The following is a 1,232-nucleotide window of genomic DNA, read 5'->3' as shown; positions in this document are numbered from 1 at the left end:
GAATCAATATTTGTGTTTACAACATCTATAACTTTGTTAAAATCATATAATTTTACCCTATTTATACTATTTTCTTCAAGTTTTTTCTCATATACACAGTAAAATAAATCTTTATATGAAAAGTTTTTGGGTAAACCAAGTGTCTCACCAAGCTTTGGTATTACATTTTCCATAACAGTTCTAAGCGAAACATCTCTTTTTATATTTAATAAGTTACAAATACATTGTATTGTTTCATTGCTCATTCTTCTAAATCTATCAAAACAATACTCCTCATCATACTTATATTCTACATCAAAGTAATACTTAATACCATCGCATCTTTCATAAGCTTTCATAGTATCTAAATACCCTAATCGAATATTTTTTTCCACATTATCTCTATCTTTATTAAGAGAGCCACCTAGATATTCTGATGGTATTATGGTTTTTATATTTATATTTTGATGTTTATTTAGGTTCATTTTTCCAAGAAAATCATCAATTAACCTAATTACAACAACATCGTCATATCCTTTATCTTCTAAAAGACCTATTGGCATATTATCACAAAACATTCCATCCAAATACAATTTATCATCCATTACATTTGTTTGGAAAATAGGCAAACTAGAACTAGCGATTAAATAATCAACCAATCTACCTTGTGGCATATCTTCTATATACAATGGATGAGGATTAATTTTTTTGTCCCACCAAACGGTAACAAGTCCGAAGTCTTTTTTTGATTTTCTTATTACATCTTCATTTAATGTAGTTTCCATCAAGTGTCTTAATGGGCTTATATCTATACCTTCATTTTTCCTAGCTTTATTTATAAGTTCAAAAACTGCATTGATATTTTTCGTAGTGAAATCTACATTTTTAAATCTCTCATAGCTTTCTTTGTCAATATTCATAAAATGAGTATAATCATAGTTTAGCCATATATCTTCCATTACCTCAATATCATTTTGAACTATATATGCTCCATTTAAAGCCCCAATTGATGTTCCTGTTACTCCTTGGAATTCTATGCCAAGTTCTCTTAAAGCTTTATACGCGCCTATTTGATAAGCTCCTTTTGTTCCTCCACCTTCTAAAACTAATCCTTTCATACTATCACCTACTATTTAAAGCGTTCCTGATTTATATTTCTCAGCAAATATTAATTCAAAAAACTACTTTTAGTTATTGGAGAAAAATAAAATTGCACAAATTTATTTTTATTTTATCAAAAAAATATTCAAAAG

1 protein-coding gene is annotated in these 1,232 nt (G+C 27.7%); it reads right to left on the bottom strand.

Annotated elements, in window-relative coordinates; genetic code table 11:
• Positions 1–1,097 (bottom strand): patatin-like phospholipase family protein (locus KGF50_RS21505; RefSeq protein ID WP_227849948.1); only part of this gene is annotated, 1,097 nt, incomplete at its 3' end.
• Positions 1,098–1,232: the final 135 nt, after the last annotated feature.

Source organism: Clostridioides sp. ZZV15-6598 (genome assembly GCF_020657705.1).
Lineage (GTDB): Bacteria > Bacillota > Clostridia > Peptostreptococcales > Peptostreptococcaceae > Clostridioides > Clostridioides difficile_F.
The sequence above is the reverse complement of the archived record's forward strand: the minus strand, read 5'-3'. Positions and strand labels throughout refer to the sequence as shown.